23 protein-coding genes are annotated in these 25,868 nt (G+C 41.2%); 10 read left to right on the top strand and 13 right to left on the bottom strand.

All coding sequences use genetic code 11. The features are described from left to right. Nucleotides 1-312: 312 nt before the first annotated feature. Entirely contained in the window at nt 313-2,322 is a 2,010-nt protein-coding gene (pulA, locus tag HXT26_RS00455; protein ID WP_174163522.1) for a type I pullulanase, read from the top strand. Nucleotides 2,323-2,599: 277 nt separating this feature from the next. Continuing rightward, entirely contained in the window at nt 2,600-4,849 is a 2,250-nt protein-coding gene (gene malQ, locus HXT26_RS00450; RefSeq protein WP_174163519.1) for a 4-alpha-glucanotransferase, read from the top strand. A gap of 184 nt (nt 4,850-5,033) precedes the next feature. On the opposite strand, the gene HXT26_RS00445 is transcribed toward malQ, so the two are convergent. From HXT26_RS00445 to HXT26_RS00435, 3 genes are all read right to left on the bottom strand, one after another. Beyond that, nucleotides 5,034-5,645, bottom strand: coding sequence for a DUF624 domain-containing protein (locus HXT26_RS00445; protein WP_004104802.1), 612 nt, complete (start codon nt 5,643-5,645; stop codon nt 5,034-5,036). Nucleotides 5,646-5,835: 190 nt separating this feature from the next. Then, nucleotides 5,836-6,669, bottom strand: a complete 834-nt coding sequence (locus tag HXT26_RS00440; RefSeq protein ID WP_004104804.1) for a carbohydrate ABC transporter permease — start codon at nt 6,667-6,669, stop codon at nt 5,836-5,838. Further along, entirely contained in the window at nt 6,666-7,517 is an 852-nt protein-coding gene (locus tag HXT26_RS00435) for a carbohydrate ABC transporter permease (protein ID WP_004118392.1), read from the bottom strand. Before HXT26_RS00435 ends, HXT26_RS00440 begins: the two co-directional genes overlap by 4 nt. Nucleotides 7,518-7,818: 301 nt before the next feature. Between HXT26_RS00435 and HXT26_RS00430 the strand changes: the two genes are divergently transcribed. Then, complete coding sequence (locus HXT26_RS00430; RefSeq protein ID WP_004118390.1) at nt 7,819-8,832, top strand: LacI family DNA-binding transcriptional regulator; 1,014 nt, start codon at nt 7,819-7,821, stop codon at nt 8,830-8,832. A gap of 162 nt (nt 8,833-8,994) precedes the next feature. Here the strand turns inward: HXT26_RS00430 and HXT26_RS00425 are convergent, their stop codons facing one another. The 3 genes from HXT26_RS00425 to HXT26_RS00415 form a co-directional block, all read right to left on the bottom strand. After that, nucleotides 8,995-10,338 (bottom strand): ABC transporter substrate-binding protein, encoded by a 1,344-nt coding sequence (locus HXT26_RS00425; protein WP_004104821.1) that lies wholly within the window; start codon nt 10,336-10,338, stop codon nt 8,995-8,997. 272 nt (nt 10,339-10,610) lie between these two features. After that, complete coding sequence (locus tag HXT26_RS00420; RefSeq protein WP_004104823.1) at nt 10,611-12,026, bottom strand: ABC transporter substrate-binding protein; 1,416 nt, start codon at nt 12,024-12,026, stop codon at nt 10,611-10,613. 186 nt (nt 12,027-12,212) lie between these two features. Further along, nucleotides 12,213-12,923, bottom strand: a complete 711-nt coding sequence (locus HXT26_RS00415) for a histidine phosphatase family protein (protein WP_004118385.1) — start codon at nt 12,921-12,923, stop codon at nt 12,213-12,215. Between the two features lie 169 nt (nt 12,924-13,092). Between HXT26_RS00415 and HXT26_RS00410 the strand changes: the two genes are divergently transcribed. Then, nucleotides 13,093-13,551 (top strand): hypothetical protein, encoded by a 459-nt coding sequence (locus tag HXT26_RS00410; protein ID WP_064340163.1) that lies wholly within the window; start codon nt 13,093-13,095, stop codon nt 13,549-13,551. 44 nt (nt 13,552-13,595) lie between these two features. Then, nucleotides 13,596-14,402: a nitroreductase family protein gene (locus HXT26_RS00405; RefSeq protein WP_004104837.1), complete on the top strand. Its 807-nt coding sequence runs from the start codon at nt 13,596-13,598 to the stop codon at nt 14,400-14,402. Between the two features lie 35 nt (nt 14,403-14,437). Here HXT26_RS00405 and HXT26_RS00400 read toward each other — a convergent pair whose 3' ends face one another. Next, nucleotides 14,438-14,695, bottom strand: a complete 258-nt coding sequence (locus HXT26_RS00400) for a hypothetical protein (protein ID WP_041160536.1) — start codon at nt 14,693-14,695, stop codon at nt 14,438-14,440. Nucleotides 14,696-15,015: 320 nt separating this feature from the next. Here HXT26_RS00400 and HXT26_RS00395 point away from each other — a divergent pair, with 320 nt between their 5' ends. Together HXT26_RS00395 and HXT26_RS00390 are read left to right on the top strand one after the other, a co-directional pair. Next, complete coding sequence (locus HXT26_RS00395; protein ID WP_174163504.1) at nt 15,016-16,542, top strand: aminotransferase class I/II-fold pyridoxal phosphate-dependent enzyme; 1,527 nt, start codon at nt 15,016-15,018, stop codon at nt 16,540-16,542. 135 nt (nt 16,543-16,677) lie between these two features. After that, nucleotides 16,678-17,940 carry an MFS transporter gene (locus HXT26_RS00390; RefSeq protein ID WP_174163499.1) on the top strand — a complete coding sequence of 421 codons (1,263 nt, stop codon included), beginning with the start codon at nt 16,678-16,680 and terminating at the stop codon, nt 17,938-17,940. A 44-nt stretch (nt 17,941-17,984) separates the two neighbouring features. On the opposite strand, the gene HXT26_RS00385 is transcribed toward HXT26_RS00390, so the two are convergent. The 4 genes from HXT26_RS00385 to HXT26_RS00370 are packed head-to-tail and all read right to left on the bottom strand — an operon-like array spanning nt 17,985 to nt 21,341. Beyond that, nucleotides 17,985-18,509: a hypothetical protein gene (locus tag HXT26_RS00385; RefSeq protein ID WP_174163495.1), complete on the bottom strand. Its 525-nt coding sequence runs from the start codon at nt 18,507-18,509 to the stop codon at nt 17,985-17,987. Nucleotides 18,510-18,536: 27 nt separating this feature from the next. Beyond that, nucleotides 18,537-19,748: an FtsX-like permease family protein gene (locus HXT26_RS00380; RefSeq protein ID WP_174163491.1), complete on the bottom strand. Its 1,212-nt coding sequence runs from the start codon at nt 19,746-19,748 to the stop codon at nt 18,537-18,539. Beyond that, on the bottom strand, nt 19,732-20,442 hold the full coding sequence (locus HXT26_RS00375) for an ABC transporter ATP-binding protein (protein WP_422112001.1): 711 nt from the start codon (nt 20,440-20,442) through the stop codon (nt 19,732-19,734). The genes HXT26_RS00380 and HXT26_RS00375 overlap by 17 nt, the downstream gene beginning before the upstream one ends. Next, nucleotides 20,439-21,341 carry an efflux RND transporter periplasmic adaptor subunit gene (locus HXT26_RS00370; RefSeq protein ID WP_064340329.1) on the bottom strand — a complete coding sequence of 301 codons (903 nt, stop codon included), beginning with the start codon at nt 21,339-21,341 and terminating at the stop codon, nt 20,439-20,441. Before HXT26_RS00370 ends, HXT26_RS00375 begins: the two co-directional genes overlap by 4 nt. A 476-nt stretch (nt 21,342-21,817) precedes the next feature. Here HXT26_RS00370 and HXT26_RS00365 point away from each other — a divergent pair, with 476 nt between their 5' ends. The 3 genes from HXT26_RS00365 (at nt 21,818) to HXT26_RS00355 (ending at nt 24,179) form a co-directional block, all read left to right on the top strand. Continuing rightward, the gene (locus HXT26_RS00365; protein WP_004118376.1) at nt 21,818-22,489 is read left to right on the top strand and encodes a response regulator transcription factor; all 672 of its coding nucleotides are present in this window, start codon (nt 21,818-21,820) and stop codon (nt 22,487-22,489) included. Next, entirely contained in the window at nt 22,486-23,646 is a 1,161-nt protein-coding gene (locus HXT26_RS00360; RefSeq protein ID WP_101886215.1) for a histidine kinase, read from the top strand. The genes HXT26_RS00365 and HXT26_RS00360 overlap by 4 nt, the downstream gene beginning before the upstream one ends. Nucleotides 23,647-23,807: 161 nt before the next feature. After that, nucleotides 23,808-24,179: a hypothetical protein gene (locus HXT26_RS00355; RefSeq protein WP_004112863.1), complete on the top strand. Its 372-nt coding sequence runs from the start codon at nt 23,808-23,810 to the stop codon at nt 24,177-24,179. Between the two features lie 180 nt (nt 24,180-24,359). Here the strand turns inward: HXT26_RS00355 and HXT26_RS00350 are convergent, their stop codons facing one another. Then, a complete protein-coding gene (locus HXT26_RS00350; RefSeq protein WP_231880178.1) occupies nt 24,360-24,710 on the bottom strand; it encodes an XRE family transcriptional regulator in 351 nt (116 codons plus the stop codon). Nucleotides 24,711-24,731: 21 nt separating this feature from the next. Next, nucleotides 24,732-25,451 carry a nitroreductase family protein gene (locus HXT26_RS00345; protein ID WP_116442874.1) on the bottom strand — a complete coding sequence of 240 codons (720 nt, stop codon included), beginning with the start codon at nt 25,449-25,451 and terminating at the stop codon, nt 24,732-24,734. Nucleotides 25,452-25,868 lie beyond the last annotated feature (417 nt).

Raw genomic sequence — 25,868 nt, 5'->3', positions numbered from 1 at the left:
TAATTTACAGGATATAAATTTACTGAAGGCTGAGACGCTTTCGAGCGTTTCAGCCTTCTCTTTCGCTAGACAACACGAACACATAAAAATAAAAAATAACTTAACACACTCGCCGTTTGACTTAATACGATAATGGCTATCGCATAAACCCTACCGTGTTTAGCCAAATAGTGCCGCAAAACATAAAAAAACTTGATAACAGAACAATAAGTAAATAATAAAATTTAAAAAACTGTATAATGACTAATACGATTAGATAATTTAGAAAATTTAGACAATTCGCAAAATAGCGAAAGAAGAAGGATACCCTATATGACGACTCCATCTTCGGCAACATGGCCTGTATACGAAGGACCTCTTGGATTTACTTTAAATGCTAAATCTACAACATTTACCGTATGGGCACCAACTGCACAGAATGTGACGTTAAGACTTTTTGAAACTGGAAACAACAGTGAGCCAATTCAAACACACGAATTGAAACCGTTGCATGACGGAGCTTGGCGGATTAATTTCCGTAAGCGTTTAGACGGCATATACTACGATTATCTTGTTACTTTCCAAGATGGCACAGTAAATCGAACTAGTGACCCTTGGGGTGTAGCAAGCGGTGTAAATGGTGAGCGCAGCCTTGTCATAGACGATGAGCGAGTGTCTCCTGCCAATTGGCATAAAGATAAGTCTCCTAAGTTTGTGCGCCATGCAATGGTTGTGTGGGAAACGCATGTTGCAGATTTCAGCAGCAACCCTAATGGTGGCTTTAAGCCAGAGCATAGAGGCCAATATCTCGCTTTTACTGATGAACATACATCTTTGCAAAATCCAAATTCTTCTGAATACAACTTCCCTACTGGCTTGGATTATTTAAAGCAGCTTGGCATTACTCATGTGCAACTCGAACCTATTTACGATTTTGCAACAGTTGACGAATCCACAATCGACAATGCGCGCAAAAATGGTGCTTCAGCAGAAGAATTAGATTCTCTATACAACTGGGGCTATGATCCTCACGCTTACAACGTTCCTGAAGGTGCTTATTCTAGCAATCCTTACGATGGCACTGCGCGAATTCGCGAATGCAAGGCAATGATTGCGGCATTACATGCTAATGGTCAACGCGTAATTATGGATGTTGTTTATAATCACATGTACAAGTCCGCAGAAAACGCTTTCGAATGCATGGCTCCTGGGTATTTCTGCAGGCGAGACTCTGACGGATCTTTTGCTAACGGCTCTGGCTGTGGAAATGAAATGGCTTCTGAACATCCTATGTTCCGCAGGTTTATTATTGAATCTTTGCTGCATTGGGCACGCTGCTATCACATTGATGGCTTCCGTTTCGATCTTATGGGATTGACTGATACTGAAACCTTAAATCAGGCACGAACTGCATTAGACAAGCTTCCTGGCGGTAAAGATATTGTTATGTATGGAGAACCGTGGGGTGCTTCGGATCCTGCTGTTGATGAGAAAGTTCCGATGGGAGATAAAGACGGCAGAGGCACTCTTAACGAGCGCATAGGCTGGTTTAGCGACGAGTCTCGCGATTCCCTCAAAGGCAATGTTATGAACCATCGCGACCGTGGATATGTTAATGGCAATGAGTTCTGGTGCTCAGATGCGGCTCGCCAAACTCTTAATGCATGGCGTGATACTCCTTCTGCAGGTAAAGAAGTTGGACAGATTGTTCAATATACTTCTGCTCACGACGATTTGACTTTGTGGGATAAGCTTTGTATCTCTATGCGCGAGAATGCTAGCGATTTTGAGTTTGACGCTCAAGATGTACAACAAGTTGCGGATATTTTGAACGCTAATATGTTTGCAGCTGGAATTGTTTTGTGCTCTGCAGGCACGCCGTTTATGCTAAGCGGAGAAGAGTTTGGACGCACTAAGCACGGTTGCGATAATTCTTATAATCGCGGTGTACTAATGAACCAGCTTGACTGGGCGCGCACTGAACGTTTCAATCCGCTTGTTCAATGGTATCGTGCACTTATAAAGCTTCGCGCTGAATATAGCTCATTGTATGACGGCAAACGCAAACAACTTGAAACGTCTAACCATACTGTTTTGGCTACGCGCATTGGCAATAATCTAATTGTTTGCGCAAATCCTATGTATCATGAAGATGCAACTATTCAACTACCTGCAATTCATAGTGCAAAATCTCAAGAGTGGCATTGCGTACTTAATTCAAGTGATTATTTTGCTAAGTGGACTGGAAAACAGCCTGACACCAAGGTAAATATTACAACTGAAAAAAGCGCTGCTACCCTACACTTGCCTATCAGAACTTTTGTTGTGCTTAGCAACAAGTAATTGCGTTTTAGTAAGTAAAAAAAATAATAAACTATCAGACGATTGCAACTAAACATGAGTAATCACAACACTTGTGTTTAGTTGCAATTACTTATAAAAACTAGCAAATATGTCGCAACGCTAATTTGCAAACGATGTCAGGTATTTATATAATTGACAGGCAGGGTGTATTTCAATCCAGAGATGTATTGATTTACGCACTATCGCCATAGTTGCACATTTGGCACGCTTACGACGATGTTAGGAATGTGCCAAATCATAAAGTAGAAGGAGCACCATGACAACAACAGCTACTGGCAAAGCTGATGCTGATAAGCCTATGGAAGAAAGCGCAGAACGTCTTGCACGTCCACTTATTAAGCTTGCTAAGGCGTGCGGCGTTGCCACTTTTTATATTGATCAGCAAGGAAGCTACACCGAAATTACAGATGAAGCATTAGTTGGAGTACTTGATGCATTAGGCATGCCTGCCGACACTCAAGACAATATTGCAATTTCATACGAGAAGGTTCAGCGCAAACGCTCTAGCGAATTATTGCCACCAACTGTCGTTTCGTTTAATGGCGCAAAAACTTGCGTACCAATTCACGCAGGAGATGCCAAAAAAGAGCAAATTCATATTTCTCTTACACTCGAAGATGGAACAGATTATGAAGGCTCGTTAGGCGATATTCAATCCGAAGACAATGGAGATTTGTTCATTGAGCTTCCGGATGATTTGCCAATGGGCTACCACACTTTGCATGCTAAAGTAATCAACACGAATGGCGAGACAGCTCAACACGCTGATGTTACATTGATTGCTGCACCTGCGCGTATTCCGTTGCCTGAAAGCGTTAAGCAAAAGCATCGTTGGGGATTCATGACGCAAATGTATTCTGCGCGTTCAAAAGATTCTTGGGGAATTGGCGATTACGGCGATTTGCGTCGCCTACTTAAGGATGCTGGAGAAATTGGTAAGGCTGATTTTATGCTGATTAATCCAATTCATGCGTGCGCTCCAGTAACACCTCTTGAGCCTTCACCGTACTTGCCTGAGTCTCGTAGGTTCTTGAATGTCACTTATATTCGTCCGCAAGATATTCCGGAATATGCTGAATTAAGCGGAGAGGATCTTGCCAAAGTGGAGCAATTGCATGAGTCTATTGCTCCTCAAAACAATAATCCAAATCCTATAGATATCAACGCTGCATGGGATGCCAAGCTTCCTGCGTTGCGTATTATTTTCAAGCAACCTCGTTCTACCGAACGCGAGCGCGAGTTTAGTGAGTTTAAGCATCGTTCTGGTGAAGATCTTGACGCTTTTGCAACTTGGTGTGTTGCGTTTGAAGTTTGGGGTGCTCCTTGGGGCGAGAATTTGTGGTTTGACACTACAGGCAAAGGCACTCCGCAAATTGAGCGACTTAAGCGCGAACACGCTGATTTGTTTGAGTTCCATCGTTGGCTTCAGTGGATTGCTGATGAGCAAGTTGCTGCAGCTCACGCTGAAGCTAAAGCTGCTGGTATGGCAATTGGTCTTATGCAAGACATGGCAGTTGGCGTACACGGCTACGGTGCTGACGTTTGGTGGAGTCCGGAACGATTTGCTAATGGCGTAAGCGTTGGTGCTCCTCCTGATTTCTACAACCAGCAAGGTCAGGATTGGGGTCAACCTCCATTCGATCCAAATTATTTGGATGAAACTGGCTATATTGCTTACCGAGACATGGTTCATAACGTGTTCTTGCACGCAGGAGCTGCTCGTATTGATCACGTTCTTGGATTGTTCCGCTTGTGGTGGATTCCACAAGGACAAGGTGCTAGAAACGGCGCATATGTGTACTACAACGTAGATGCAATGCTCGCAGTTCTTACTGTTGAAGCAACTCGCGCAGGCGGCGTTGTTATTGGCGAAGATTTGGGCACTGTTCCGAAGTATGTTTCTAAGGTTCTTGCATCTCATGGCGTGCTTGGCACTGTTGTTGAATGGTTCACTCACGACGACGAAGCTGAAGCTGCTACTAAGAAGGCTGGAAAGAAGCAAATTATTTTCGCTAATCCGTCTACATATCGAGAGTATGCTCTTGCTTCCGTTACTACGCACGATATGCCACCTACAGCTGGTTATCTTGCCTTTGAGCATGTCAAGCTTCGCGAGCAGCTTCATCTGCTTACAGACTCCGTAGAAACGTTCCAGGAGGCTGCTCAAGCTGAACGCGATGCAATGATGAAGATGCTTCTTGAGAACGGCTGGATTAGCAAAGATGCTGCTGAGGATGTTGAAGGCCATGTACAAGAGATTGTGGAAGCTATGCATGCGATTATGCTCACTTCCCCATCTTTGCTTTTGCAAGTTGCTTTGGTTGACGCTGTCGGCGAGAAGCGTTCACAGAATCAGCCTGGAACTAGTACAGAGTATCCAAACTGGCGTATTCCACTTGCTGATGCTGATGGTCGTGTAGTTCACACCGATGAAGTATTTAAGTCACCACGAGTGCTATCTATGACGGCAGTTATGCGCGGCGAAAATACACGGAAGCATGTATAATCTAATAGTTGGTTTACTGATGAACTGACTCTATTCCCCCCTCGTAAGGAATATGATTTGCATAGTAGCAAATTAAAATATTTCTTACATGATGTCCTATGTGAGGCGAGCATCTATAATAGTGCTCGCCTCATTAATTTTTTGCCGATTACCCCAATTTTTTAATTATTCATATAACTGTCAACTACTCTTGCTTAATATACTTTGCAAATACCCGCTCTAAAATCGGAGTATGCAGCATAATAAGCGATCCCCAACCAATGAATACCAACAAAGGCAAACCCTGCGGCAAATATACGATTGATGCAAATATTAACACAATAAACACTATATCTAGCAGTGTCATTATAAGAGTTTCTTTCCAATACGAAATACCAAAAATAAGAGAATTAACCACTGTTTTATCAATTGAATTTTTAAAACGCGCTTGTAGTGCAAACACCCATTCGGCAACAATAACCCACAATATGCTCAGAATAAATTTAATAATTAAAAGTGGAGTAGACCACACGCAAAGCCATAGCCAAATAATAGCAAGCAAAACTGGCCCCATTACAGCCCAAATAATAGTAGATTCCAAAAAATTGCTAGCAAACGCGCGAAAATAAGCTGCAGTAATATGTCCTTCACCTTGCTCTGTACGTCTTGCAGCATCATGACCGGCACAAAGAGAAGCACCGATAGTAATTAAAGGAATGCTTGTTAAAATCATCAATATTGTAAGCCACACGGCATCAGCAAATGTTTCCATGCTTTGCGCAAACTTTGAATCTGGGCTTCCAAACGAGAAAATCATTCTATACTATCTCCTGGTTTTATGACGCAATTCCTATGCTCTACTATCTATAGATACCTTTAACAACGAACTCTACCACCTAATTACAAACTAGCGTAACTATTAAAAAAATAATGACGGTGTGCACAAACGTAATAGTATGTGCACACCGCCGCTTTTACTGCCACTTGAATTTTGGAGGAGAATTAATTTATCCCTTTACTGCACCAGACATAACACCTTTGATAATGTACTTCTGGCAGATGAGATAGAAGATTATGATTGGAACAATTGCCATAACCAAGCAACCCATCATGGCACCCATCTCAACAGATCCATAACCACCCTTCAAATACTGAACAGCTATAGAAATCGTCTTATACTTGTTGAGATCGAGCGTCAAGAATGGAAGCAGGAAGTCATTCCAAATCCACATTGCCTGCAAGATTGAAACCGAAATAATAGCAGGTCGCATAATCGGCACAATAATCTGGAAGAATATACGTGGTACAGAAGCACCATCAATCATTGCAGACTCTTCGAGTTCTTGCGGAATACCCTTAATCACACCAGTGAAAATAAACACTGCAAGTCCTGCACCAAAGCCTAAGTAAATAATCCACAATCCCCATGGAGTATTCAACTTTAAAGTGTTCGTAATGTAAGCAAGGGTGTACATAACCATCTGGAACGGCACAATCATGTTAAACAGGAACAAAACGTATAGAAGTTTTGCTGCCCAATTGTTCACACGAACAATCCACCATGCACACATTGACGTGCACAGAAGAATGAGGATTACAGAACCAACAGTTACAACAATAGTCCAGAGGAAACTCATTGGAAAATCAGTACGATTTGAACCTAATACGTAGTTAGACATTCCAACAAACGATTTTGAACTAAAAGTAAAAGGATTGCTTGCAATATCAACCTTAGACTTGAAAGAATTCAGTACCACTAAAGCTATAGGGAAAATCCATAACAAGCTTATAAGAGTGAACAGCACAGTCCATAACGCAGGATGCTTTGTTTTCTCGTTCATGCCGCTACCTCCTTTGACCTAGTGAGCATATTCTGAACCATAGCAATAACAGCCACGACAATGAAGAACATGACTGCCTGAGCCTGACCAACGCCTTCACATCTTGGAGTAGTGAAAGTTCTATAAATATTAAGAGCTAACATCTCTGTTTTCCTTGACGGACCACCGTTAGTTAATGCGAAGTTCTGATCGAAAAGCTTGAAGCCGTTGGTAATTGTTAAGAATGTGCAAACAGTAATAGAAGGCATCATCAATGGAATAGTAATCTTGAATAAAGTCTGCCTTGGGCTTGCACCATCGACAGCAGCTGCTTCCATAACATCTCCAGGAAGAGCCTGCATTCCTGCGATATAAATAATCATCATATAGCCAATTTGCTGCCAGCAAACAACAATCACAAGGCCCCAGAAACCGAATACTTCAGAGAACGTAATCGTACGATTGAAGTAGCCGAGTATACCATTTAACAAGAGCTGCCAAATATAGCTTAAAACGATACCGCCAATAAGATTTGGCATAAAGAACACGGCTCTGAATATCGTCGTGCCCTTGAACTTCTTAGTAAGCATGTACGCAATTGCAAAAGCAATAACATTAATAATTATTGTTGTAATAACTGCAAAAAGCGTTGTGAACAAAAACGAATAAACAAGATGCGGATCTTTTAAAGCTCTATAGTAGTTACGAAAACCCACAAACTTACCATCAGTCACAGTAGTGAATTTTCTAAAGCTCAAGTACACACCCATAATAAATGGCACTAAGAAGCCAACAACAAACGCAGCAAACGTTGGCAGCGCAAATAACCACCACCATTTACGTATTGCTTTTCCGCTCATACTAATCATGACTCGTCACTTTCTCCTCCTTGAGAGCGACATCCACGTAGACATCGCTGTCCCGAACCAATAACTTCATTCTACTACATGAATTAGCTATGTCAAACGTTGTCATTTTCGATATGTCACTTCAAACAAATATCAGAATTTAATTTTAAAAAATTGCTTATTATCGTTGGCATTCCAGCAAAATTTGCTAGAATAGAAATGTCTGCAAACGTTTGTTTGTTTCGAACTATAAAAGTTCGCACTAAACAATTAAACACAAGGCTGTGCTACACGTTTGTTATACGCGAATAAAGGAGTTCACATGTCGGCAAATATTCAAGATGTAGCGAATAAAGCTCATGTGTCAGTTTCTACTGTGTCACGCTCATTTACACGACCAAACTTAGTATCTGCATCCACTCGCAATAAAGTATTGGCCATTGCCGAACAATTGAATTTTTCTATTTCGAAATCTGCAGCAGCACTAAAATCTGGTAAAACCTTGCGCATCGCTTTATTGATTAGCGATCAAATTCGCCTATGGTTTTCTGCATCTATTATTCAAGGATTGAATCAAGTATTCCACACAGCTGGATACGATTTGTCAATTTTTCAGATTTCCAGCAGCAAAGAGCGTAGCGAATTTTTCACAATGCTCCCAACTAGACGTAATGCTGACGCTGTTGTTGTGTGTTCCTTTGACGTAAATACCAACGAAATCGCACAACTTAAATCAACAGGCGTGCCAATTGTTGGCATAAACTGCTTATATCCACAAAAATGCGATTTTGACGCGACTATCAATATTGACGATGACCAAGGTGCAAGACTTATGGCACGCCACTTAATCGGTTTAGGGCATCACAATATTGCATATGTGCGCACAACTCGTGACGTTTCACTACATTTCAGCGTATTGCAGCGTTACCATTCTTTTATTGATGAATGCCAAAATAGCGGAATCACACCTACAGAAATTGTGGCACCTGCTAATTCTGATCGCATAAGTGCCATAGTTTCTATGCTTCTTGGAAGTTCAATTATGCCAACAGCAATTGCATGCCAAGAAGATGGGATTGCAATACCACTTATGTTTCAGCTTGCCCGCAGCGGGTATTCTACTCCAAAAGATGTGTCAATTATTGGTTTTGACGATAGTTTTTATGCGCATGAAACTGGCTTAACTACTATTAGACAGGATCCAGTTGATATTGCTTCTACTGCGGCAAATATCACGCTTGCGCTTATAAACGCAGAGAAAGTTGAAGATCAGTATCGCATCGTTCCAGCGCAACTTATTGTGCGTTCAAGCACAGCTGCATTATTAAAAGAATAGACCTTTTGTAGTTTTCTAGAAAATATCGAAATAACAAAATATCGAAATAACAAAATCCGCTAGGACTTAGCACTATGATGTGCCAGTATCCTAGCGGATTTGCTTACGTCACCTTTGCTTGCTTACGTCAGCAGGTGCAACGTCTATTTATTTATTAATGGATCAGTCGTCATCTTCATGAGCCTGAGAATATTCCTTAGCCCAACCATCCACGAATGCTGTCTTAACCTTATCCCACTTGCCGGTGCCCTGAGCGTACTCAAGCAAAGCAGAGCCGAGGTCGTTCTTCCAGTTATCAGATGGCATTACGGTGAAGTTCCAGCTTACTGGAGTCTTACCAGACTTAGCATCTTCAACAGCTGCCTGAGTCAATGGGTTGTCGGACTTGATATCTGCGAAGCTCTTGAATGGAGTGGTGAAGCCCATCTTCTTGGACAAAGCATCCTTACCAGCATCGGAAGTAAGCAGCCACTTCAAGAAGTCCTTAGTTGCCTTCTTGTTAGCGTCAGACGTCTTCTCATTGATGCACCAATAGTTCTCAGAACCAGTTGCCAAACCTTGCTTCTCTTCGCCCTTAGCGCCAATATAAATTGGAAGCATACCAAGGTCTTCAGCCTTCATACCAGCCTTGGAGAGGTCACCCCAAGCCCAAGTACCATTCTGGTAGAACACAGCTTTACCCTGGGAGAACTCAGCATTAGCATCTTCACCAGTCTTGGAACCAATCTTTGTTGCTGGTGTAGTGGAGTCAGTAATGTAAAGATCGAAAATCTTCTTATAACCGTCAAGGAAGCTACCCTTTACCTTTGCAGGCTGCTTGGTAACATGATCTTCCTTGAACTCATAGTACAAAGGAAGATTTGCAAGGTGGGTCTTAAAACGCCAATCAGAGCTGGAATCAAAACCAGCAGAAGTGAACGCGCCTTCAACACCAAGATCTGACTTGTGCTTTTGAATATCATCTGCAACAGCCTTCAACTTATCGAAGGAGTTGATTTCTTCAGCAGACTTTACCTTAGCATCCTTAAGCTCGGTGTACTTCTTGAGCAAAGCCTTATTATAAATCAAGCCGTAGGTTTCCATTGCATATGGGATACCAACAACCTTATCTCCATCCTTCAAAGCAATATCCTTGTTCTGAAGTTGGCTATAAAGCTCAGTATCCTTCAAATCAGCAGTGTAATCCTTCCAGCTTGCGTAACCAACTGGACCGTTGATCTGGAAGAGTGTAGGAGCTTCATCACCCTTACTGATTTCGCTCTTCAAAGACTGCTCATAAGTTCCGGAAGCAGCAGTTTGAACCTTAACCTCAACACCTGTTTTCTTGGTGTATGCCTTAGCTACTTCCTTCCACTGATCTGCAGCTTCTGGCTTAAAGTTCAAGAAGTAAACCTTACCTTTAGCAGAGCTGTCACTTGAGGAGGATCCGCAAGCTGCAAGCGCGCCAAAAGCCATTGCCGAGCAAGCTACCAGTGCAATTGTTGATTTAATTGTACGATTCATCATCGAACCTTTCTCCTATGCCGACAATCCCGTCATTGGACTGCCACACCTCTAGGTGTCCTTATCGACAATATTTATTATGCCTCAACTGCTGCAATATTGCAAACGATAGCATAACTAAATTAACGCGTGTCGTCATAAAAACACTACACTCTAATATATTCGATAAAATTAGCACGTATTTTTGGAAATAATTAAAGGGATTACGCAACAATTTGGCAAACGATTGCGCAATCCCTTAAGGATCATAGTTTAAAACAAATTATTCAATTAAGTTAACTCTGCCCATGAGCAATCTTATATTCCTTAGCCCAGCCGTCAACAAATGCGGATTTAAGAGTAGACCATGCCTTATTAGCGCCAATAGAAGCCATACCGTCTTTTGTTGCTTGAGCGTATGTAAGCAGATCAGAGCCAACATCGTCTTTCCAACCGTTAGATGGCATAGTAACAAACACCCATTTAACAGGCACTTTGCCTTCTTTAGCAGTGTAATCAGAAGCAGCCTGAACAAGAGGATTTTCTGCTTTAGGGAAACCTTTGAAAGGAGTAGTAAAGCCCATTTTATTAGCTAAAGCATCCTTACCATAATTTGTAGTAAGTAACCAACTAAGGAAGGCATTAGTTGCCTGCTGATTCTTTTTTGAAGCCTTGCTATTAATGCACCAATAGTTTTCAGAACCGGTTGCCATGCCTTGTTTCTCTTCACCAGGAGCACCAATGTAAATTGGTAGCATGCCAACATCGTCAGGCTTTATGCCAGCTTTTGAAAGATCACCCCAAGCCCAAGTACCATTCTGGTAGAACACAGCTTTACCAAGAGCAAACTCATAAACAGCATCCTCGCCAGTTTTAGTGCTTAACTGACTTACAGGAGTTGTGGAATCAGAAATATAAAGGTCAAAAATCTTCCTGTAATTATCAAGGTAGTCGCCTTTTATTGACTGCGGCTGGCCATTAATATTATATTTAGCAAACTCATAATACAAAGGCATATTTGAAAGATGCGTCTTAAAACGCCAATCAGAGCTTAAATCAAATCCCGCAGACGCAAAAGCACCGTCAATTCCAAGCTCATCCTTGTGTTTTTGCAAATCGTCTGCAACAGCCTTCAACTTATCAAAATTAGTTATTTGATCTTCAAAAGATGTGCCGTCTTCTTCCGGCTTCAACTTTGCGTCTTTAAGATCCGCATACCTAGCGAGTAAAGCTTTGTTGTAAATCAAACCGTAATTTTCAGTAACGTATGGAACACCAACAACCTTATTGCCATCTTTAAGAGCAAGATTTGAATTAGTAAGCTGCGTATAAAGAGGAGAATTAGTTAGATCCGCAGTGTAATCCTTCCAGTTAGCGTAGCCAACAGGACCGTTAATTTGAAATAACGTAGGCATTTCATCTGGATTATTTTTATATTTCTCGACTGCGGTTTTTAGTCCCTTTTCGTACTGACCGCCAGTTGGTGTATTTATGCTTACTGTAACACCAGTCTGTTTCGTGTACTTTTCAGCAACTTCTTGCCATGCAGCAGTAGCTTCAGGCTTAAAGTTGAAGAAAATAACTTTCCCATTAGCAGACCTATCGGTATTTGCTCCAAAAGACTTAGAAAAACCGAAAGCAGTAAACGCGCAAGCCGCCAAAACAGCGCAAACCACTAGCGCAATAATCGACTTAACTGAACGACTCATCATCGAACCTTTCCACATACTGCTAATCTCTTCCAAACTAACTAATTACTGCTATTGAATACTGAATAAATCACAGTAGTGAGCTAATATTACAGCAAACGCAAGACTCAAATAGATAAATTCTTTGCAAAAAAATTTGCGCAAATCGCACTAAAATATATGAAAATATCTGAAATTCTAAACCGTATTTCAGCAATTCCAATGCACAATCACATTGTCGCCTTTGTACTCGCCAAGCACAGAATAATGCGCAGTATCCATACGAAGAAGTCGCGCAAAATCTGGGTTTACTCCAAGCCAGCGCGCAGTAAGAATACGCAACACATGAGCATGCGCAACAATAAGCACGTCCTTACCTAATTTCAATTTAGGCATTGCCATATCAATAATCTTTTGAGTACGATCCGAAACCTCTTGCAAGCTTTCTCCAGAAGTTCTGTGCACATCCACTGCTTCTCCACTAGGAAGCACTTCTTTAGCATCACTAACCATGTGGGAAGGAAGAACTTTAGGACCATGCTTCCACACATCCCAAGCCTCAACTCCACTTAGTTCAGAAATATCAGCGCGCGTGCGCCCTTCTGCAGCACCATAATCCCACTCCAGCGCACTATCGCAAATAGTATACGAATCAAAACCAGCAAACTGAGCTGTTTGCTGCGCGCGACGAAGCGGACTTACAAGCACACAATCCTTATCAAAACCTTTTGTGAACGCACGCTGCAATCTAGCGCCAGCCTCTTTTGCCTGCTCGACACCGACTTCAGTAAGCGGCAAATCCGTGCGACCAGTATGCTGGCCAGACACACTCCAAGCTGTTTGACCGTGACGCAGTAACACCAGGCAACCCTGCTTTGAGCATTCTTTCTGAGAGGATTCTCTAGTGCCGTTATTTTGCATAGTCTTCACATTCCTCACCAGCGCCATGTACACACATCGCACTGGACGCCTAGCAGCACGATTGTTTTACGTAAGCATTTCTTAACATGCAGCTACTTTGCCGCAAATCAAGATCACTGTTCCATGGTACCGCCAAAATTGGTATTTCGTTACCACTAACATAGAAAATATGACGCAATTATCATCGGCTAATACTAAAACTCAACGAAGCCATCGTGCGGCTCAAGCTACCGTACAACGACTTAATGCAGCAAATCGTAAGATTGAGGCCCTTCGCGAGCGCCGATTGAGAAATCAAAATACTTTAGGAGATTCATTACTAAAATCTGTACTTCCTTCTTTTGCAACGTTTATTGCAGGGCAGATTGCGCATTTAATATGGGAAAAACATGTTGATACTAGAAAAATCAATTTAAACTCTAATAGTCGTTCTAACAATCTTTCTAAAGAAAAAATTGCGCAAAAGCAGCGTATTAAGCAAGAAGAGCCGCTGCTACTGTCTCTTGGATTTGCAGTATTTTCTGCGATTCTTACTACGATTGTTGGTCGCTTAGCAAGCCACGGAACCTTGTTTTATATTGCGCGAAGGCAAAGAAAAAGACAATTGCGCTCACAAAAACGATTTTAATTTATTAAATTTTATAAACTAAATGGCCTTATTTTGAAACGAGAATGCTGAAAGGAATAAGAAATAACGTGCCAAATTTACGCCACAACGAAACTATCGATACTTTACTGAATCGCCGCTCCATTCGCGCTTTTTGCAACGAAGCAATTGACAACGATACAGTTGTCACTCTTGAAGCTGTAGCTCAGCGCGCTGCTTGTAGCCAGTTTTTGAACGACTGGTCAGCGATTAAAATTACGGATAGCTCAATTAAGCAAAAGCTTTCCGAAATTGGCAACCAAACATATATTGCTACAGCTCCACTACTGTACGTTTTTATTATTGATCAACATAGAAACGCTGCAATTGCGCACAAAAATGGCGTAGATACCAGTAGCGACGAGTTTATGCTTAAAACTCGCTACCGCTTTACACAGGCTCAAAATGACGTTATTTTGGCGCTTCATGCCATGGAAACTGCCGCGGAATCTTTGGGGCTTGGTTGCGTAATTCTCGGTTCAATTTTGAACAGTAGAACTCAGCTTATTGATATTTTGAATTTGCCTAAATACACGTACCCCGTGCTCGGCCTGGCAATTGGTAAGCCTGCGCAAAGCCCAGAATTAAAGCCGCGAATGAGCGCTGACATGCAGATTTTTGAGAATACCTACCCTGCTGACGACGCTGAATTATTAGAAAATCTTGCTGATTTCGACAATCGCGTGCATCAATATTACGATTTGCGAAATGCTAGCAGACCAGTTGATGCTTTCAGCGCACAAATTCTTGCTATAGCAGCAGACGATATTGCCAAAAAACACGAAGCAGAAGATGTTGAGCAGGTTGCAAGGCAAGGTTTTAACGTTGCGTAAGATTTAGCACCGTTTTAATTTAGTGCCGTTTTAACTTAACGCCGTCTTGGCTTGTACCCGCGCTTTCTAGATTTCGGCTTTGCGCTTGCGGATGGCGAGCGCATATCGGAATACATGCGATCTACCGGATTCTTATGCGTCAAATGCCAGCAACCGCAATATTCACAAGCATAAACCCACAACTGCGCACCGCGCTCTCGTAGACTCTGCTCCGCAGCCATAAGAGCCTGCCCTTTATTCTTGTACATGATTTTTTGGGTAGATTCGCAGCGCCTCGGAGTAAAGAAATACATAGCTTTTATGGTAGCAAACCGCTTAACAGAGCTTATACAAAACGCACGCAATGGCGTAAATCATGCATTATTCCTGAACTTAAGCCATAAAACACATTCACAAAAGTTCAAAATAAATTCAATTTATTATAATTTAGTTCAATTTTTCTACTATATTTCTACTATTTTTTACTATTTCTCGTCATTTTTTGAAAAATTACTATACAAAAATAATTTTTGCGACTAATATTGAGCAAATAGTTCAATTTAATACTTATATTTTGAACTTTGTTATAAACTTGTTCAATTTATAAATGCCGATTTTACAAGAAAGACAGATTATGGCACAGAATTTTGCTGATGAGCTTAAGAAAGCTATGAAGCGCAAAGGGTACAAGCAGATTGACGTAATCGAGCTTGCAGCAAAAAACGGTCATAAGCTTGGCAAAAGCCAGTTAAGCCAGTATTTAAGCGGCAAAACTGAGCCTCGCAAAGACGTGCGTAACATGCTAGCTGAAATTCTTGGAATCAGCGGTGACGGAGTAAAAGGCGGTCATTCTTGCGCAAAAGTCGAGCAAAACTGCCAGTCTGCAGAAGAACCACAATTAAATCAGCCACAGCTTACAGAAGCTGAACTTTCCCAAACACTCAAACATAGAACCTTCAACAAATCCACCAAACTTGAGCACGTGCTTTACGACGTTCGAGGCCCTGTTGTTGAAGAAGCAAACCGCATGGAAGCAAACGGAACACACATTCTAAAGCTAAACATTGGAAATCCTGCGCCTTTTGGCTTCCGCGCTCCAGACGAAGTAATTTACGACATGCAGCAGCAGCTTATTGACTGCGAAGGCTACTCAGATAGTCGCGGACTTTTCTCTGCGCGCAAGGCGATTATGCAATACGATCAGCTTAAGGGCATTCCAGGCGTGCAAATGGAAGATATTTACACCGGAAACGGTGTTTCCGAGCTGATTAACCTTTCTATGCAAGCGTTGCTTGATTGCGGCGACGAGATTCTTATACCAAGCCCAGACTATCCTCTGTGGACCGCGTGCGCGAGCTTGGCTGGCGGCACTCCTGTGCACTACATATGTGACGAAAAGTCGCATTGGTACCCAGATATTGCCGACATTCGCTCTAAAATCACGCCGCGCACTAAAGCAATCGTGATTATTAACCCGAATAATCCTACGGGCGTGCTGTATAGTCGCGAAGTTTTGGAAGAGATTGTTAAGATTGCGCGCGAGTTTAATTTGATTATTTTTGCGGACGAGATTTACGACCGTCTTGTTATGGACGGCAAGAAGCATATTTCGATTGCTTCTCTTGCTCCAGACGTGTTCTGCGTAACTTTTAGCGGACTTTCTAAATCGCATATGATTGCTGGCTTCCGCATTGGTTGGATGAGCCTTTCGGGAGATAAATCCAAGGCTCGCGACTACATTATGGGACTTAACATGCTGTCTAATATGCGTTTGTGCTCGAACGTTCCTGCACAGTCGATTATTCAGACTGCTTTGGGCGGATACCAAAGCGTTGAGAAGTATTTGGAGCCGGGAGGTCGCGTGTATGAGCAGCGCGAATACTGCTATAACGCGCTTCAGGAGATGGATGGCGTAAGCGTTGAGCGACCGGATGCTGCTTTCTACATGTTTGTAAAACTCGATCCAGACCGCTATAACATTCACGACGACGAACAGTTTGCGCTTGATTTGCTACGCGATCAAAAGTTGCTGATTGTGCACGGAAAAGGTTTTAATTGGCAGACTCCAGGCTACTTCCGCGTAGTTTACTTGCCGCGCTTGCAAACGCTTCGCGACGCAATGAGCAAACTCTCCAACTTCCTCTCCTACTATCGCCAGTAACAGCAACCCCCACCTATAAACTGCGACAAAACACTCATTTCGCTCACGGTCCATAAAAAGGTGTATATCAAGAGGCATATATTATTCAGAATATGAAAGACATTCATAACATGAAGAAAGAAAAAAGAGAAGGAAATGAACGCTGCGGCACGAATTCGCACAACTCTTATTATTGCCGTTTTATCGCTTAATGCCTTTCTTATAACAAGCTGTAGATTTGGCGTAAGCCTATATCTTTTAATACATGTCGACTTATCTCACGCAGCGCTTAACGCGGTATCAGTAGCGCTTATGACCTGCATAGCAGCACCGCTTGGCGGCATTATCGCAGATAAATATCCACCAACTAGATTGTTTATAGCTCTAACGTTCTGCTTTGCCTTGCTGTGTACTGGATACGGTTTCGCTTTAGTAGCACAGCATAATCTTATTGCTATTACGGTTACACTACTCGGCATAATATTCGGGTTCTTTACTGCATTTTCTTCGCCTAATCAAAAAGTATTAATGGCATATAGCGCGCCAGCTGGCGAAAAAACCAAATTTTTAGCAAGCATGCGCATGTGGATTAATCTCAGCAGGCTTGCTGCACCTGCTATCACTGGCATATTTGTTGATATATGCAATCCGCTCATTTTCTTTACGAGCATTGCTATTGTGATGATACTAGCGGCGCTACCTCTACTGTTAGTTAATCTAAACCAGCAAGCACAAAATAGCGCAAACAATACGAAGACAGGAAGCAGTAAAACTGCTGGTTTTGCAGCTTCTCTACACTATATGAAATCTACACCATGGTTAATAGTCTTAGGAGTAGTATCAGCATTACAATCTGGATCATGGCTTGCTGCATTTAGACTAATGGGAGCACACCATTGTCTCACACTTTTTCATTCGGCATCCACGTGGGGATCAATAGTCAGCATATTTAACATTGGCATGATTGTAGGTTCGCTATTATGCAAATATATTGTGCTGCATTATGAGATTTTATACTCTATTTTACTACCTGGATTCCTTTCTATTCCTTTACTTATTTTCGCACTTAATAATTGGATTGCTCTTTTTCTTTGCTCTGCTTTCATTGCAGGTATTATTTTTGACGCCACTATTGTCTATGGGCAAACAGCTCTTCTCGACGGCATACCAACACACATTCTCGGCGCAACTACTACTTTTACTTCTATTATGGAGCAATGCGGCATTATCGTAGGGTATGCAAGCGTACTAGCATGGGGAAATCTAAATTCATCATTATTCATAATGATTGCAGCTGGCGTAATACTTGTTTCAACAGGTATAGCCTTATGGATTATTCAAGCTCGTAAACAAACATACCCATCAATGCTTACCAAAGATTATTGGACACCATCAACATGGGTAAAAAGAAGCATATAACAAGCTATTTAGTGCGAAAGCACAATAAAGCTATACAAATGCAATTACATCACAGGACAATTAGCTTGCACATCCTGTTGGAATCCTGACGGATCTCCCAGTTTTGCTTTACGCATGTGCTCTTTAAAAAAGTTTCGCGTTGCATCATCACAACGGTCTGGACCCATAAACGGCATGCTAGGCACTTTTTCAAGCTCATGCAGAGCTTTACTTGCCGCTTGCTCATCATTAGCATACGTGTCTAACCATTGCCGTTCCCAAGCACACTGATAATAATTAGATGCTTGCGTATCACCATATCCACTCTGGAACTGGCCGTCTTTTTCTTCTCCAACCAAGTTTGCAGGAGCTTTATATTTTTCAGGCCAACTAAGCTTTGCCACAGATTCCTGATATTCCTTCTCTATATGAGCAAAATCAACAATCTCTCTAGGCGAACTATTTTGCGAGCGCGCACCACCCACACCACTCGCATCATTATTGCCTATTCCTCCACACGCATTAAACATAAGAAGCGCACTAAGCACACCAACAATAAGAGTTGCTTTACCAATAGTATGATTATTCATTATTCCTTCTTTCTTATTTTTTGAAAATTAACGCAATGCTAATGCTGGTTGTAAACGTGATGCTTTTATTGCCGGCACCACACTTCCAGCAAGCGCTGTAATAAAAGCCGCAATAACAGCTCCAATAGCGGCTTCATATGGGTAAACTGGCGGACTAACTGGGCTTGCTACATCCCAAAAACTTGATGCTATAGACACAAGGCCAAAAGAAACAGCGACAGCAGCAATCGAAACTATCAGCGCTAAAATAATCGCACTGCCTAACACGAGTGAAGCAATCGACCATCTAGTAGCACCCAAGGCTCTGCGTATAAGCAGTTCATGCGTGCGCTGCTCCAACGATGCTAAACCAATATTGATTAAACCTAACGCGGAAACAAAAAGCAATAATGCTGCTACGATAGCAAAACTTAATTGCAATACTGTTATAACATTCTCGTAATCATCACTATTATCATGTCTTCTAATTTCGTTTACTTGTCCATCGCAACAGTCGTAAAGAGCATCTGAAACATAAGATTTAATTGATTTTTGAGAACGATTTTCTTTATTCAACCAGTAGATTGAGCCTTGAGTTTCTTTTCCAGAATATTCCCAAAGAGTTGGAGCGTAACGTAATAATCCTAGAATATTCACGTATACTTTTGCTGAGTCTACGCCATCGTTCACAACTCCAACAATCCTTATAGGACTCATTTGTGTTGTTTTACGAGAAGTAATAAATGCTACTTCACCAATCTTGTATCTTTTGCTAGCAGATTGGTTTACTACCATTTCTAATGCGTTGCTTTTAGCGCTATTACTAAACCATCTTCCACTTACAATAGGTAAGTTATAAACTTTGTTGTATCCTGCCGTAGTGTAAACAGCGTCAACATATTGAAGATTGCCAGTCTTATATTCTTTGCTTATTTTTACACTCTTCGAGGCTGGCATAGAAGCGCTAAACAGTAGTCCAGTGTTTGGTTGTAGCATAACGTTAGCGTTACGGTTTGCGGATTCAATGCGATTTAAGAATTTGTTAAATACTGAATATTCGTCAAAATTTTGTGCTGAAAAAGTAATCTCGTATGTTGGTCTACGACCATTTAGCTGTTCATTAGTTGCAATAAGATAGTCCTTACCAACCGTACCGATAAGCACTGACGCAATAACGGCAATGATGCCTATAAACATTGAAAAACCTGTGAGGAAGGATCTCATAGGAGAAAGGCGCAAATCTTTAAGCAACATAATCATAAAGAACACCGCCTTCCATAGTAAAAATGTGAGAGCAAGAACGAGCCACTTTCATATCATGAGTGACTAATAGTAATGTTGTTCCAGATTCTTTAACACGATCATGCAACACTTGAAGCACTTTTTCTCCCGTACTACTATCGAGCGCACCAGTTGGCTCATCGCAAATAAGTAATTCGGGATTAGTGACGAGAGCACGCGCTATCGCGACTCTCTGCTGTTCACCGCCTGATAGCCTTCCAGGGTATTCGTTGAGTTTATCTTGCAATCCAACAGCACATAATGCTTCTTCTATCGTTTTTCTTCTTGTCTGCTTGCTTTGTTGTAGTCCTGCGTACAAAAGCGGCAACTCAACATTTTCTCTAATGCTTAAATGCTTAATAAGCGAATAGTTTTGGAAAACAAAACCAATATTTCTAGCGCGCATATGCGATACTGTAGTATCACTACACTTTTGGATTGACTTGCCAGAATAGTAGTATTTTCCAGTAAAATTTTTATTCAAAAATCCAATAATAGAAATAAGACTTGTTTTGCCGGAGCCAGACCTGCCAACTACCGCGTATGTTTCACCCTGGTTAAGTAACATAGAAGCAGAGTTAACAGTGGTAAGCCATTCTCCATTGCCTAGTTTTACACGCGCTGACACGTCTTGTAGTTCAACCAATGGAACAGGATTGTTTCCCATAATCATTGCACTCCTGGAATGAGATCAGGAGAAACACCTGCTACAACATCACCCTCATGCAAACCAGACGTAATCTCAATATTAGCGCCGTCACTTATTCCAAGACCAACTTCTTTACGCTCCCAATTATCGCCTTTTTTGTATGAGACTAAACCTTTTTGAACTCTTCCAGCAACCGCACTAACGGGCAGCGTTAGAACCGATTGTTTATGCTTGCCATTAAAAACAAGCGTCGCATTTTGGCCTGATTCTACTTCTGTGCTTTTATCTATTAAACACGTTAAAACTTTTGACGATACACTAGGTGTACTTTGCGCGCTCGACTCATCTGTTTGAGTCGAATCAGCATTATCATTCTTGCTACTACCCGAGGCTGCAATATCGGTAGAAGTTCCACCGCTTTGTACTATTTGCAAACAATTGGTTGGTCCAACACCGTCTTCAATTTGGAAGCGACCTTTAACATCTGTAATATCCGCAGAACGAAGTAAAGCTTTTGCATTAAGGCTTATTGAAAAACCTTCATATTTAAGAGTGAATAGTGGGAAAGATTTAGGCACGTCCGCAGACGATTCAGCTACTGACACAACTTTAGCGTCTACAGGAGCAATAATTTTGTTACCAGCATTGTAACCTAGAACACTTCCAGCTTTTACAGCACTTCCTGCCTTTACCGATGGAGAAAAATTCCCTCTACTTACAGCAGTGATAACAAAGGTAGACGATTGTTCTATTGTTGCTTTACCCGACACAACTTGTGTTAAAGGCTGTTTTTTGACTGAAACAAGCGGAACTGAATCATGTGATGCCTGCTGTTGACTATCATCAACTGCTCTACCAGAGCATGCAGTAAGCAAACACACTGGCAGAGCAGCAAGCAAGAGTACTTTCATAAATTTACTCATAATACAAATCTCCTTACTCACCAAACTCGTAGACACATAGTATGCGTCGAAACAAGCCTCTCAAACTGATCCAAAATAAATAAAGTGCTTGATAATGTTACAATTGACGCTTTTATAATTGTCACTTTATTGAAGATTTAAGCTTTTGCTTAATAGCCTATAATCGCCGTAAAGAGTTTGCATCAGACTAAATGATGATTTTATTTATGATTCTTGGAGCTTGCGTAATACCAGAGAATGATTTGTTTTGCATAGAGTTTATACACTACTGAGCGACTTCCGTGCGCATAGCCCCCAACCACATTGTGATTAAATCACTAAGCTTTAAGCGAACTTATTCGCTGCGGAGTAACCCCCATAAGCTCCAGTAACTACCTTTATACAATCTGCTTTGTAAAGGTTTTCCTAGACAAGATATTCATCATACAAATTCAAGTACTATTATTACTTAAATAATGCTTTTCTAAAGGAGCAATATGATAGCAAAGCATATTACTGTTGGCATTGTTGATGATGATTGTTTTTGTCTACACGGCCTAAAAACATATATTGAACAGGTTGTTCCGTCCTGCAATATTTGCTGGTTGTCCACGTGCGCCGATCAAGCAATTCAGTTTTGTCAAAATCAATGCCCAGACGTGCTGCTAATTGACATGTATATGTCTGGGGTTTCGGGAATTAAAATATTATACGAATTGCGAAGAAGATACTCACTCCCAATAATAATTGCTATAACTTCATTCCCTATCAACGATTATGCTTTAAAAGCATCAACAGCAGGCGCGCAAGGCATTGTTGGAAAGAACCACCCAGAAACCATTTGCGCCATGCTTAGCAGTATTGCCCATGGCACGTTCAAGCCACAAATAATAGGAGATCTTCATTTTGACGACACGACGACAGCATTTCAGCGTTTGCAAAATAAGCCAAAAAATGGACGCCTTGCTTTAACGAATCATGAGACTGAAATTATAAAGTTGTGCAGTAAAGGCATGACTAATGCGCAAATCGCCAAACGTTTATTTGTTGAAACTTGTACTGTGGAAACTATCCTTCGTCGCGTGTTCAAAAAATTGAATGTGACAAATCGTTCACAACTTATTACTACATGGCTGCATGATGAATATTTAGGAAATGATACACAATGATTATTTTCTTAATGCGGCGTTTGCGAGAAAAGCTTATTGACAATAAAACATTTTTACTATTGGGGTGTTTGTCAAGCGCAATGGATGCATATATTTACTCAAATAGCGACAATAGCACAATACAACTTGTTATAGTTTACATGATTCTTGCTGCTATAAATCTGTTTCTTTGCTTGCTCCCGCATTTTATGAGCATGTGCTATATTTTTGTACATCTCAGCATTCTTGTTATTCCTAGTCTGAATCTTCCACCAGTAACTTTCGGGCTCATCATATCATTTGTTTTTATTTCGTATTTATATCCGATTCAATTTACACTACCTTTATTCTTAGTAATAGATGCATTACACTACGTTGCATACCGATACTTATCAACTTTGTCTTTCAAGTATCTTATTGCTTACCTTTTAATAAATATATTTTGCGTTTGCACTGGTATTATTTTGCGCATTTCTCACCAAAAAATGGTTCTTTATGAAAAAGATAAGCAAACAATTAATAATCTTCATCTGGCTGTGCGAATGCACGATAGATTAACTAATAAGATTGCAGATATTGCACTACAAAGTAAAATAGCATTACTTGACAAGTCTATTTCTAAAAAACAGCGAAGTGCTATTGAGGCAATAAATGATTTGGCAGATCAGGCTTTTGAAGAAGGACATAATATTATCGACATTCTACGTGGAAATACTGCTAAGCAAGATGCTCGAAGCGAGTTCATCCAGCACATTGAAGATACACTACAAATGAACGACTCAATCAATACATCTTGTGGATTAAAAGGAAGATCCATATGCAATATATCTAGTAACGATATTCCTGAAGACATTAGCAATGAAATCATCTGTGAAGTTATTGAATTAATCGAAGAACTATATTTGAACATGCGAAAATATGCTTCTTTAGTTTATTACATCAGAATTTCGATACGCGAAAAACAAATTGTTATAGAACAGTTCAATGTTCGATTTTTGGGCGGAAAAAGTAAAGATGCAATTCGCTCAGTATCTCAAAAAGGACTTCTGCTTCATCGCGATACCATAAAGCATTTAGGCGGTTCACTCTATTTTCGAGCCTTTGGTAAGTATTGGGAATGTAATGCAGTTATTCCTTTCAAAAATGAACATAACTGTATAGATAGTATGCTTTACTGATTCAGTTTAAAAGATTAATGAATCTTAAGCAGTTTTAGTTAGTAATTATTTGTAAAGGTTTTCATATACAAGATATTGTTCACCTTTTAGCACGCCATTAATTTATAAATTGTCAAAGTTTTATATACACAATTATTTTCTTGTATTAGAAGGAGAAGAATATGAGTAATTTAGAAGATACAAAAGCACAAATTCCGTCCGTATTTTGGACAATAGCCAATGGTGTATTTCTTGCTAGCGGAATTGCGCTGATTGTAATGCGTAATGATTATCTATGGGGGGTGCCTCAAATTATCGCTGGATTATTTGGTCTTGCAACCATGTTTCTCATTAAAAAACCGTGGTGCGCGCAGCTATATTTTATCGTATCTTCACTAGCTGTAATAGCAAATGGGCTTATGGAAATATTCGGCATAATCCACGGATCTGGATACGGTTATGTTCCGCTGATTATTGGCATAATCGTGCTTCTATTTATAGGCCTTGACAAGGATGAAAGTTCAAAAGCTCTTGGAATTGCCAAGAATAAATAAAAGCATTAGACTGCGATTTTAACTTAAAAACATATCACAATTTTCAAAGGTCAAGTTGCATCCATGCATCCTACGGCTTGACCTTTACTTATTTATCCGTTATTTATTTGTTTTGCATAGAGTTTATGCGTTACTAAGCGACTTACTTGCGCATAGCCTCAACCACATTGCTTTGAATCACTAAGCTTTAAGCGAACTTATTCGCTGCGGAGTAACCCCCGTAAGCTCTGCAACATCACGAACCGTCAATCCCTGATTCCTTAGTATGCGAACCGTTTCACACATAAGCATAGATGCCTCTTGCTGAGTTTTTATAGCTGCCGATTTTGCATCTAACATGCGCTGAAGCATAAGCTCATCTTGCTCACTAAGTTTCGGAGTTACTTTCACGCCATTGACTTTAACATTTAAAGTTGCAGCAGCATCTTTTACCATTGCTGCAACCTGATCAAGCCTACGCACTTGAGTAAATAATCCTGGTATTTCCGGCACTTCTATCTGATATTTTCCAAAGTACTTTGGATTTTGCAAGATAGGTTGGTTCGTGCGAAGTTACTTTTCCTGCGCAAGCTCGATTGGCGGATGCTCCGCGCGGAAAGCATTTACGTGCGCTTCAGACGCATACCCTAACGCAAAACCAGTAATCAGCGCATACTCCGGAGGAATGTCGAATACTTCGTCAAGCGGTGAACGCCATGTAGCAAGAACGCCAAGGGGGCATGAATCTACGCCTTGCTCTTTAGCTGCCAACAGTAACGTTTGTAGCATAATTCCAGCATCCAGCGCAGCAAACGGCAGAAAATCGCGGCGAACAAGCACAAATCCCATAACTGGCGCACCGAACGCCTGGAAGTTGCGCAAAGTGTGAGCATTTCGAGCAGGAAAATCTTTGCGATCAATATTTAAATGTTTATACAACGCCAACCCTAAACGAGCGCTACGCTCTTTAAGTGATTGTGGATACGGAGCCATTACAAGAAAATCTCCATCCGGCTGGCTCATTTTCTGCGCTATCAGGCGCTCTTCTTCGCTAAGGGTAGCGTCTTTAGTACGAAACATTGCTTTGCATTTTTGCACATATGCGTCGATTAGCTGCTGCTTGCGTTCTCCTTGAGCAATAGCGAGCATGTAGCCACGCGTATTGGACCAGCTCGGTGATTGTGCAGCTGTTTGCAAAATAGTTTCAAGTATTTTAGAATCGACAGGTTTATTTAGAAAATCACGTGCAGAAAATCGCGACTTTGCGAGTGCTTCAAAAGTTTGTGTAGTCATGCTTTTAGTATATCGCACCGAATACGCACGCAGTGTTCTCTCTCGTGTTTGCGCGACGACCTGCTTGAGTGCTTATAGCGCGAGAGTCCCGGCATTTTTGACCACAAATGCCCGCAGTTTTTCCTCGTGTTTGGAGTGTGTCGGTGTGTGTTGCGCTCCATTTGTGAGAACACTCTCTCACGTTTGGAGGGTTAACCCTCGCTCTACGCTCCATTTGCGAGACGACACTCGCACTATACGTGCTCGCTACGAAACTCGCGTTGGAAGTCCACTGGACTTCCAACTTAAGCGAGTTTCCGCTCCGAATTGCCTTCGCGCGCTAAATCGCAGCGCTCAGACAGGTCGTCGCGCCCACGTTTGAAGGATTACAGATAACAGTATACGAAAACGAAAGAACAGTATGCGAATATGAAAAAA

This window comes from Gardnerella sp. DNF00497B, from assembly GCF_049262725.1.
Classification (GTDB): Bacteria; Actinomycetota; Actinomycetes; order Actinomycetales; family Bifidobacteriaceae; genus Bifidobacterium; species Bifidobacterium leopoldii.
This window is presented reverse-complemented; position numbering and strand designations above follow the sequence as displayed.

Excerpts from the sequence above, each read along its gene's own strand:
- pulA (WP_174163522.1), top strand. The coding sequence starts at position 313 with ATGACGACTCCATCTTCGGCAACATGGCCTGTATACGAAGGACCTCTT.
- malQ (WP_174163519.1), top strand. The coding sequence starts at position 2,600 with ATGACAACAACAGCTACTGGCAAAGCTGATGCTGATAAGCCTATGGAA.
- HXT26_RS00445 (WP_004104802.1), bottom strand. The coding sequence starts at position 5,645 with ATGATTTTCTCGTTTGGAAGCCCAGATTCAAAGTTTGCGCAAAGCATG.
- HXT26_RS00440 (WP_004104804.1), bottom strand. The coding sequence starts at position 6,669 with ATGAACGAGAAAACAAAGCATCCTGCGTTATGGACTGTGCTGTTCACT.
- HXT26_RS00435 (WP_004118392.1), bottom strand. The coding sequence starts at position 7,517 with ATGATTAGTATGAGCGGAAAAGCAATACGTAAATGGTGGTGGTTATTT.
- HXT26_RS00430 (WP_004118390.1), top strand. The coding sequence starts at position 7,819 with ATGTCGGCAAATATTCAAGATGTAGCGAATAAAGCTCATGTGTCAGTT.
- HXT26_RS00425 (WP_004104821.1), bottom strand. The coding sequence starts at position 10,338 with ATGATGAATCGTACAATTAAATCAACAATTGCACTGGTAGCTTGCTCG.
- HXT26_RS00420 (WP_004104823.1), bottom strand. The coding sequence starts at position 12,026 with ATGATGAGTCGTTCAGTTAAGTCGATTATTGCGCTAGTGGTTTGCGCT.
- HXT26_RS00415 (WP_004118385.1), bottom strand. The coding sequence starts at position 12,923 with ATGCAAAATAACGGCACTAGAGAATCCTCTCAGAAAGAATGCTCAAAG.
- HXT26_RS00410 (WP_064340163.1), top strand. The coding sequence starts at position 13,093 with ATGACGCAATTATCATCGGCTAATACTAAAACTCAACGAAGCCATCGT.
- HXT26_RS00405 (WP_004104837.1), top strand. The coding sequence starts at position 13,596 with ATGCTGAAAGGAATAAGAAATAACGTGCCAAATTTACGCCACAACGAA.
- HXT26_RS00400 (WP_041160536.1), bottom strand. The coding sequence starts at position 14,695 with ATGTATTTCTTTACTCCGAGGCGCTGCGAATCTACCCAAAAAATCATG.
- HXT26_RS00395 (WP_174163504.1), top strand. The coding sequence starts at position 15,016 with ATGGCACAGAATTTTGCTGATGAGCTTAAGAAAGCTATGAAGCGCAAA.
- HXT26_RS00390 (WP_174163499.1), top strand. The coding sequence starts at position 16,678 with ATGAACGCTGCGGCACGAATTCGCACAACTCTTATTATTGCCGTTTTA.
- HXT26_RS00385 (WP_174163495.1), bottom strand. The coding sequence starts at position 18,509 with ATGAATAATCATACTATTGGTAAAGCAACTCTTATTGTTGGTGTGCTT.
- HXT26_RS00380 (WP_174163491.1), bottom strand. The coding sequence starts at position 19,748 with ATGATTATGTTGCTTAAAGATTTGCGCCTTTCTCCTATGAGATCCTTC.
- HXT26_RS00375 (WP_422112001.1), bottom strand. The coding sequence starts at position 20,442 with ATGATTATGGGAAACAATCCTGTTCCATTGGTTGAACTACAAGACGTG.
- HXT26_RS00370 (WP_064340329.1), bottom strand. The coding sequence starts at position 21,341 with ATGAGTAAATTTATGAAAGTACTCTTGCTTGCTGCTCTGCCAGTGTGT.
- HXT26_RS00365 (WP_004118376.1), top strand. The coding sequence starts at position 21,818 with ATGATAGCAAAGCATATTACTGTTGGCATTGTTGATGATGATTGTTTT.
- HXT26_RS00360 (WP_101886215.1), top strand. The coding sequence starts at position 22,486 with ATGATTATTTTCTTAATGCGGCGTTTGCGAGAAAAGCTTATTGACAAT.
- HXT26_RS00355 (WP_004112863.1), top strand. The coding sequence starts at position 23,808 with ATGAGTAATTTAGAAGATACAAAAGCACAAATTCCGTCCGTATTTTGG.
- HXT26_RS00345 (WP_116442874.1), bottom strand. The coding sequence starts at position 25,451 with ATGACTACACAAACTTTTGAAGCACTCGCAAAGTCGCGATTTTCTGCA.